The organism is Cypionkella psychrotolerans (assembly GCF_001294535.1).
Classification (GTDB): Bacteria; Pseudomonadota; Alphaproteobacteria; order Rhodobacterales; family Rhodobacteraceae; genus Cypionkella; species Cypionkella psychrotolerans.
The window spans coordinates 1-8568 of sequence record NZ_LGIC01000002.1 but is presented as its reverse complement, the minus strand read 5'-3'; the positions used below and the strand labels follow the sequence as shown (position 1 = coordinate 8568).

General features: G+C 61.5%; 7 protein-coding genes and 1 pseudogene. 1 reads left to right on the top strand and 7 read right to left on the bottom strand.

Annotated features, from left to right (window positions below; translation table 11 throughout):
* Nucleotides 1–1060, bottom strand: a protein-coding gene (locus AKV04_RS00055; protein ID WP_407638392.1) for an IS3 family transposase whose coding sequence is annotated in 2 segments (ribosomal slippage) — nt 1–817 and nt 817–1060 — 1061 coding nt annotated over the 2 segments. Because the reading frame shifts where the segments join, the coding sequence is not laid out codon by codon here. This gene is flagged as partial in the annotation.
* A 59-nt stretch (nt 1061–1119) separates the two neighbouring features.
* On the opposite strand from AKV04_RS00055, the pseudogene AKV04_RS25260 reads away from it, so the two are divergent.
* Nucleotides 1120–1218: pseudogene (locus AKV04_RS25260) on the top strand (IS481 family transposase); the annotation flags it as partial.
* Between the two features lie 469 nt (nt 1219–1687).
* On the opposite strand, the gene AKV04_RS00045 reads toward AKV04_RS25260, so the two are convergent.
* The 6 genes from AKV04_RS00045 to AKV04_RS00020 all read right to left on the bottom strand — a co-directional run.
* Nucleotides 1688–2182, bottom strand: a complete 495-nt coding sequence (locus tag AKV04_RS00045) for a hypothetical protein (RefSeq protein WP_054004455.1) — start codon at nt 2180–2182, stop codon at nt 1688–1690.
* Complete coding sequence (gene mgtA / locus AKV04_RS00040) at nt 2182–4770, bottom strand: magnesium-translocating P-type ATPase (protein WP_054004454.1); 2589 nt, start codon at nt 4768–4770, stop codon at nt 2182–2184. The genes AKV04_RS00045 and mgtA overlap by 1 nt, the downstream gene beginning before the upstream one ends.
* On the bottom strand, nt 4751–5509 hold the full coding sequence (locus AKV04_RS00035) for a VIT1/CCC1 transporter family protein (protein WP_456062138.1): 759 nt from the start codon (nt 5507–5509) through the stop codon (nt 4751–4753). The genes mgtA and AKV04_RS00035 overlap by 20 nt, the downstream gene beginning before the upstream one ends.
* 202 nt (nt 5510–5711) lie before the next feature.
* The gene (locus tag AKV04_RS00030) at nt 5712–6935 is read right to left on the bottom strand and encodes an MFS transporter (protein ID WP_054004453.1); all 1224 of its coding nucleotides are present in this window, start codon (nt 6933–6935) and stop codon (nt 5712–5714) included.
* A gap of 84 nt (nt 6936–7019) precedes the next feature.
* Nucleotides 7020–8123, bottom strand: coding sequence for an MBL fold metallo-hydrolase (locus AKV04_RS00025; RefSeq protein WP_054004452.1), 1104 nt, complete (start codon nt 8121–8123; stop codon nt 7020–7022).
* Between the two features lie 48 nt (nt 8124–8171).
* A partial coding sequence (locus tag AKV04_RS00020; RefSeq protein ID WP_156317268.1) for an IS3 family transposase occupies nt 8172–8568 on the bottom strand: 397 nt, incomplete at its 5' end.

Below are 8568 nucleotides of genomic sequence, written 5' to 3'. Positions count from 1 at the left end.
TCTCTGCGTGTCGGCCAGTTTCTGCGCCAGATCAGTTCTGCCTTGAGGGATTTGAAAAAGCTCTCGACGGCCGAGTTGTCATAGCAATTTCCCTTGCCACTCATTGATGCGATAAAACCATGTTTGCGCAGGATTTTCTGGTAGTCATGCGAACAATATTGGCTGCCCCTGTCGGTGTGATGGATGCATCCTTTGGGTGGCCGACGCAGGGCGATGGCCATGTTTAGGGCGCGGATCGCCAAGTCCTTCTTCATGCGGTTGCTGATGGCCCACCCGATCACCCGCCGCGAATGCAGCTCCAGAATGACGGACAGATAGACCCAGCCTTCGCGGGTCCAGACATAGGTGATGTCGCCTGCCCACTTCTGGTTGGTTTGTCTCGCAGCAAAGTCTTGCTGCAGGAGATTGGGTGCTATGTTGAACCTGTGATCGCTGTCCGTAGTTGCCTTGAATTTACGGGTTCTGACGACCGAAATGGCGTTCTGCCGCATCAACCGGCCCACCCGGCCCCTCACACGGTTTGCAAGCAAACCGTTGCCGGGCAACGGGTGCCCCACATGCACCCCAAGCTCGTTCAGTTCCTCGGTCATCCTGGGCCTGCCATAGCTGCCCAGACTGGACCGATGCTGGTCCCGGATATGCGCCAACAGCACCATGTCACGCCGCTGTCGGTGCGATACCGGCCGATGTTTCCACGCCCGCAGGCCGCGATCCGTGACCCCCATCACACGGCACGCACGCGCCATCGAAAGGACGCCGCGATAGTCGTCAAGGAACGCAAACTTCACGGCTTTGGGGCCGCGAAGAACTGAGTGGCCTTTTTTAGCAGATCCCTCTCCTCCTTGAGAATCCGGTTCTCACGCCGAAGCCGTTCGTTCTCTCGAAGCAGGTTCTGGTCAGCGTCAGGCGGGCCAGCCTCATCGGAAACCATCTTCACCCACTTGTTCAGGGTGGAAAACCCAACCCCCAGATCAGACGCAACCTGACGCCGTGTCAGGCCACTGGTTCGCGCGATGCGAACCGCATCCCGCTTGAATTCGTCGCTGTGTATCGCTGCCATATCCGGTCTCCTTGATGGCGAGTATTGCTCTCAAAAAACCGGAACGAAACCGCGACAGGTCCAGACTGGCCGAGTGGGAGCAGTTCTACAACCTCGCCAGACCACATGGCGCTCACAATGGGAAAACGCCTTACGAGGCGCCCAGAGAAAAGCTATAAAGACATGAAATGGTGTCTCGCTAGATCGCCCACATTACCTAGATCGCCCACATTACACTGTCATGAGGATGTCCCCGCGGACCTGCCGTGTCCAATCAGAAATATGAATCAATGCAGAGCCACCGATTCAAGATGCTGATACCTCGCGTTCCTTGAAACCAACGGCGTCGATCCACATCCTCCAAAAATCGCTTCCGGCGCGACATCCCGGATCATCGTCTCTTACCGCCCTGCCCCGAAACCTTTTGCTGATCAGGACTGGCCCGTCAGCCTCTTTAACCCAACCCCTTTTTTCAGGGAGTTCGAGTTTTCATAGGGCATGGCCGAAACTCCAGCCGAAAACCACGTCAAAACCGTGGGCAGAGACCGTCCTCAAGCATTTGCGCGTCGAAGCGATAGACGCGCGGCCGATCAGAAACCTTTGTCGCAGGCATCTTGTATTGCAATAACCCCGCTTCACCACCGGGTTTCAATGTGTGGGGTTCGAGAGCGTCGAGGAGGTCGGCGATCTGATCTCGTAACGGCTCAGGTCTGAGATAGATGTGCGCGCTGTCCCGCCAACCCAAGGTGCCGGGCTGTGTTGCGGTGGCCCCTTTGCTTTCAAGATCGATGATGCTGTCAGCGTTGCGATCAACAAATTCACAGAGGATGGATCGCGCCGCACAGTATCCATCGGCCCGTGATCCTGTTTTAAACGACGCGCCATTGCCTGGGCGGCCATATGTGCGGCACCCGGCGGCCATGGCAGTAAACCGACGCGAATGGCCAACTCAGCATTTGCGACAAGGTCGCGCGGATCCTCGATCAGTTCGGCGCGCGTGCGGGCGGTGGCCATGCGCACGATCAGGTCATGTCTGAGGAAGGCAAGCGCGAGGCCTCCCAGTACCTCGGTCAGGCTGTGGGCACCTTTCACCCAAAGGCTTGCGTGAAAGACGCGGCGGATGTCCGTCTCGGGAATCCGCATCAGCGCCGCCTTCCGGCTTCGGCCGTCGCAGGGCGCGATCCGGTGGTCTCGTGTCGAAAGAACCACGCCTTTGCGATCTCCGTGGCGACACTGTACGCGCCGACGATCACCACCACGGCGATTAGTTCCAGCGTCGACAGCGGCACGAAGCCGAAAAGCGCACTGGCACCCCCAAGGAACGGAATAGAAAACGTGGCGGTCGCCACAGCCAAGGTCGACCAAAGAAGCAAGCGGCTGGGTCGACTGCGGAAGGCGGGTTTGCGGGTGCGCAGGATCAGCACCACCGCCAGCTCGGTCAGGAGCGAGATCATGAACCACGAGGTCTGAAACAACGCCTCGCCCGCGTGGAAGACACAGAGCAACACGCCGAAGGTCAGCAGATCGAAGGCCGAACTGATCAAGCCGAAGACGATCATAAACCGCTGGATTTGCTTGACGTTCCAGCGCTGCGGGGCAGAAACGCGTTCAGGGTCCACGTTATCGCTTGAAATTGCCAGCGAAGGCAGGTCCGAGAGGAAGTTGTTGAGCAGGATCTGCTTGGCCGCCAGTGGCAGGAACGGCAGGAACGGTGTGGCCAGCGCCATACTGATCATGTTGCCGAAATTGGCGCTCGTGGTGATCGAGATGTATTTCAGCGTGTTGGCGAAGGTGCGCCTCCCGTCCTCGACGCCCTGGCGCAGCACGTCGAGATCTCGGCTCAGCAGGATGATGTCGGCGCTCTCTCGCGCCACGTCCACGGCCTCGGCGACCGAGATACCGACATCGGCGGCGTGAAGCGCCGGTGCGTCGTTGATGCCGTCACCCAGGTAGCCGACGGAATGGCCGATGCGCTGGAGAGCGCGGACAATCCGCTCTTTCTGCTGCGGGTCTATCTCGACGAAAAGATCGGTGCGGGGGGCTAGGTGCCACAGCGCCTCGTCTTTCATGCCCGCCAGCTCTTCGCCGGTCAGCATCGAACTTGCATCCAGTCCGACCACTGTAGCCATATGTGCTGTAACATGGCGGTTGTCGCCGCTGATCACCTTGATGGCGATGCCGAGTCGGGCGAGGGTTTGGATGGTCTGCTTCGCTTCGGGCTTGGGTGGGTCGAGGAACACCAGAAAGCCGCGAAACACCATGTCGCGTTCGTCCTCGCGGTCGTAGTCGGGCTGCGCGGCAACACGGCGCGTGGCGAGCGCCAGCACGCGAAAACCTTGCTCGCCCCTTGTCTTGAACACCGCCTCTAGATCTGATCGCGTGGCGGCGTCTAGCGGCACCTCGGAACCGTCGCGGTCGACCGTAGTGCAGATGCCCAGCACCTCGCCAAAGGCCCCCTTGGTGATGAACATGTGTCGGCCGGGGGCATCTTCTTCCGCCACCACGATGGTCAGGCGGCGGCGCACGAAGTCATAGGGGATTTCGTCGATCTTGGTCAGACCGGCGGTGGTCAGTCCGGCAGCCGCACCGACCGCGACGATGGCAGCGTCCAGCGGGTTCTCGATGCCGGTTTCCAGTGCCGCGTTGACATAGGCAAGCTGTCGGACCGCGTCTGATGGGCGGTTCGCCGCGTCGAGCACCTCGCTTAGGACGATGGTGCCTTCAGTCAGCGTGCCGGTCTTGTCTGTGCACAGGACGGACATGCTGCCAAGATTCTCGATCGCATCCAGCCGCCGCACGATCACCCCGCGCTTGCCCATGGCGCGTGCGCCCGCCGACAGCGTGACGCTGATGATCGCGGGCAAGAGTTCCGGCGACAATCCCATTGCGAGTGCCGCGGCAAACAGCAGTGATTCGATCACTGGGCGGTCGAGCGCCACGTTCACTGTCAGCACGAACAGCACGATGACGACCATGACCCGGATCAGCAGATAGCCGAACTGACGGACTCCACGCGCGAAATCGGTCTCGGGCTGGCGCGCTCGCAACCGGGCGGCGATGGCGCCGAATTCCGTCCGCCGCCCGGTGTGCACGACTAGCACCCGTGCCGTGCCGCTGCGCACAGAAGACCCCAGAAAAACGGTGTTCGTGCGCTCGGCCAAGGGCGCATCGGCGGCGAGGATCCCCGGCCGTTTCTCGACGGGAAAGGACTCGCCAGTCATACTGGCCTCGCTGACCAGAAAGTCCTGCGCCTCGATCACGAGGCCATCTGCCGGGATCAGGTTCCCCGCCGACAAAAGGATCAAATCGCCCGGCACGATCTGCGTCACAGGCAGCACCTGCTCTACATGGTCGCGCAGCACCCGGGCCGTCAGGGCGAGGCGCTTCTTCAGTTCCTCGACCGCCGTGGAGGCGCGGTATTCCTGAAAGAAACTGAGCGCAGAACTTCCAAGCACAATGGCTAGGATGATGCCTGCATCGACCCATTGCTGAAGGATGAGCGAGATGGCGGCAGCAAAGGCGAGGATCAGGACGAGCGGGCTTTCGAACTGCCGCAGCAGCAGTCGCAACGCGCTCAGGCGCGGCGCATCTTCGACACTGTTGGGGCCGACGGATACAAGCAGCGCGGCCGCCCCGTCTGACGCAAGGCCGCCGGGCGCGCTGCCCAACGCCACCAGCATGGCGGTTGCGTCCTCGCTCCAGTAGCTGGCGTTACGCTCGGCAGTGGTCATCGGGGGCCCCACGCGTTGACTGCGGAATATGGAGGACCATCCACATCACCCTACAACCGTTCCGAACACCGCGCCGATCCCGGCCGTCAGCGCCATCGCGAGCGCGCCCCAGAAGGTCACCCGCAGGGTGGCTTTCATCACATTGGCACCACCCGCCCGCGCGCCCTCGGCACCAAGGAGGGAAAGGAAGAAGCAGTGAGGCTACCGACACGCCCACCACTAGCATGGATCGCGGCATCAGCAGGACCATCGCCAGCGGCATCCCAGCACCTACGGCAAAGGTCGCGGCAGATGTAAGTGCCGCCTGAATGGGCCGCGCAGCAGTGACCTCGGAGATCCCGAGTTCGTCACGCACATGAGCCCCCAGCGCGTCTTTCGCCATCCACTGATACGCCAGATCAGGCGACACGCCTCGGTCAATGTAGATCCGCGCCAGCTCCTTACGCTCGAATTCAGGCTGGGTGGCAAGTTCGGCCCGCTCGCGCGCAAAATCTGCCTGTTCGGTGTCGGATTGCGAACTGACCGAGACATACTCGCCCGCCGCCATCAATATGGCTCCGGCCACGAGGCAGGCCACAGCCGCCACCAGCACCTCTGATGTTGCGGCCGAAGCGGCAGCAACGCCGACGATCAGACTGGCGGTCGAAACAATACCGTCGCTGGCCCCGAGCACCGCTGCCCGCAGCCAGCCGATGCGCGAAACCAGATGTGACTCAGGATGGATGTGAAGGCGCGACATGTCATCTCTCCAGGAAGAACTTTTGCAATTCCAAGCCTGCGCCTGCCCTTTGATAGCCGGACGCAGGACAGTCGACCGGCGGAGACACTCGAAGAACCTAGTCGTCTTTTTTCGGTAAGTGAACAATTCCTGTGGATAGTAAATGTCATTGGTCCGATCAGCGCTTGGGTCAATGCCAAGATGTATTGGGTGTGCCGCCATGCTACTTGCCGTCGCCTTTGGACAGCCGGCTGTGCAATGGGATCAGGGCGGTTATCGTCAGCACTGCAAAAGCCGCTCCGGCCAGAAAGGACCATTCTGCACCAAATGTATCCCACAGGACCCCCGCGATAACGCTAGCGGCCAACAGAGCCATCCCCGTAACCAGGTTGAACATGCCAAAGGCCGTTCCGCGCAGTTCGGGGGGTGCGCTGTCGGCGATGAGCGTGGCGAGAATGCCTTGGGTGAAGCCCATGTGCAGGCCCCAAAGCACGACACCCGCAATTATACCCCACAGCCCTGGCGCAAGTGCGATCGTCAGGTCCGCAGCAATGAGCAGGGCCAAGCCGACAATCAGAATCGCAATGCGATTCATGCGGTCAGAGAGAGCGCCTACCGGATAGGCCGACAGCGCATAAGCGATGTTGAGCACCACCAGCACAAGCGGCACGAACATCAGCGAAAGCCCGGCACCCTCGGCCCGCAAGATGAGGAAGGCTTCGCTGAACCGCGCCAGGGTGAAAACCGCTGCCACCGCAACCACCCACCAATAGATGGCACCCAGCCCGGCCAGTTCTCGCCGGCTGAGCGGGTTTCTGACCGTGCGCAGCCCCGCAGGGCGCGGGGGCTCATGTACAAAGAACAGGATGAGCGCCAGTGCCGCGAAGGCCGGGATCACCGCCATCCAGAAGACCGAGGCGAAATCGTCGGCAAAGACCCACATCAACCCGATGGCCAAAAGCGGGCCAATGAAAGCACCAATCGTGTCGAGCGACTGCCGCAGCCCGAAAGCAGCCCCCCGCAATTCTGGCGGCGCGATGTCGGCCACAAGGGCATCTCGCGGCGCACCGCGGATCCCCTTGCCCACCCGGTCGATGAAGCGGGCCGCCACCAGCCACCCGATTGAGGGCGCAAGCGGAAAGATCGGCTTGGTCACTGCAGCAAGGCCATAGCCGATCGCAGCCAATTCCTTGCGTCGGCCGATCCGGTCGCTCAGCGCCCCGGAAAAGACCTTGGTGATTGCTGCTGTTGCCTCGGCGATCCCTTCAATGACCCCGACCGTCAGCGCCGTGGCCCCCAGACCAACCACAAGATAGACCGGCAAGAGTGCGTGGATCATCTCGGACGAGACGTCCATCAGCAGCGAGACGAAGCCAAGTGCCCAGATGCCCGCAGGCAAGCGCCGCCAGCTTGGGCCCTCAGGAAGCGGCGGGTCACGCACCGGCATGAACGCTCGCCGGTGCCGGGGATTGGGCCACCTGCTGCGCGAACCCGTTGCGCGTAGCACTTGCCCATTCATGGATCGACCGAGTCATCGCGTGTGCTGCCTTCCAGCGGCATCGGGCTCGAGCGCAGCCCGCAAGCGGCGGATCACAACGGCACGCTGCTTTTCGTCAGGGCTGGCGGCCAGCGCGTCACTGATATCCAGAAGAAGGCCAGAGACGTCGTTGTGCCAATCGAGCCGTGCCACGCGTTCGGCGGGAAGGCGCGGTGAGGATCTGCCGGTAACCCGGCTCGCGCCAGCGTCGGTCAGGTCGAACCCTTCATCAAGCACGGGCCGCACGATATGGGCGGCGTTGATCACCCCCTCCAGACGTGTTGCCAGCCCCTCGATGCCATCCTGCTCACCATGGACAAGGAACAGGTCATGGGTCAGCGGCAGTCGGGCCTTGATCCAGTCAGCCAGTTCCGGACCGTCCGCATGGCCGGAATAAAGGTCGAGCGACCGGATTCGGGCGCGCACAGCGAATTCCTCACCCTGGATGCGCACCGACCGTGCACCGTTCTGAAGGATGCGGCCAAGTGTGCCTTCTGCCTGATAGCCGGTGAACAGGACTGTCGCCGCGTCGCGCCACAGCCAGTTCTTCAGCCGGTGCCGAATGCGCCCGGCATCGCACATGCCCGATGCGGCAATGACGATATGAAACCCGCGGACGTCATCCAACGCCATGCTCTGTTCACGGGTTTCGGTGAAGTGCAGATTGCGCGCGCGCAAGCCCTGCATGAGGACGGCGCCCTCCTCCAGTTCGCGGTGATGCTTGGCAAAGACCTTTGTCGCCTTGCTCGCCAGCGGGCTGTCGACGTAGATCGGAATATCCGGGAGTTCGCCCTCGGCAATCAGACGGCCTATGTCGCTGATCAGTTCCTGAGCGCGTTCCACAGCGAAGGACGGGATCAGGAGCGCTCCGTTCGGATGCACGGCTGCACGCACCTCTTCACGCAGCAGGGCGCGGCGGGCGGCGTCACTTGCATCCATGCGGTCGACATTGCCATAGGTGGACTCACATATCAGGTAGTCGACGCCACTCGGGCCTTCGGGGTCGGCATGCATCAACTTGCAATCCGGCCCGATGTCGGCCGAAACCAAGATGCGCATCGGCACGGAGCCCTCGGCCCGCGCCACTTCGATTTCCACGGAAGCCGATCCCAGAAGATGTCCTGCGTTTGAATAGCCCCGAGTTTCCTAGACACCTTGCAGCTTCAGTTTTTGCTGCTGCTCGAATGCGATCGGCGACAGCATTCCGTTCCTAACGTGTTTGCGCTGCGGGTTGTAGAAGAACTCGATGTAGTCGAACACATCCTGGCGGGCTTCTTTGCGGGTTTTATACTTTCTTCGGCGGATGCGTTCGCGTTTGAGCAGGTTGAAGAAGCTTTCGGCGACGGCGTTGTCCCAGCAGTTGCCACGTCGGCTCATGCTTTGCGTCAGATTGTGCTGTTCGAGGAACTCCTGCCACTCATAGCTGGTGAACTGTGAGCCTTGGTCGGAATGCACTTGGACTTTGGTCTTCGGTTTGCGGCGCCAGACGGCCATCAGAAGGGCTTGCAACGGCAGATCCGTATAGGTCCGACCCTGCATGGAC

Bases quoted from the DNA above. Each gene is read 5' to 3' on its own strand.
- AKV04_RS00030 (WP_054004453.1), bottom strand. From the start codon at position 6,935: ATGCCGGTGCGTGACCCGCCGCTTCCTGAGGGCCCAAGCTGGCGGCGC.
- AKV04_RS00045 (WP_054004455.1), bottom strand. From the start codon at position 2,182: ATGCGGATTCCCGAGACGGACATCCGCCGCGTCTTTCACGCAAGCCTT.
- mgtA (WP_054004454.1), bottom strand. From the start codon at position 4,770: ATGACCACTGCCGAGCGTAACGCCAGCTACTGGAGCGAGGACGCAACC.
- AKV04_RS00035 (WP_456062138.1), bottom strand. From the start codon at position 5,509: ATGTCGCGCCTTCACATCCATCCTGAGTCACATCTGGTTTCGCGCATC.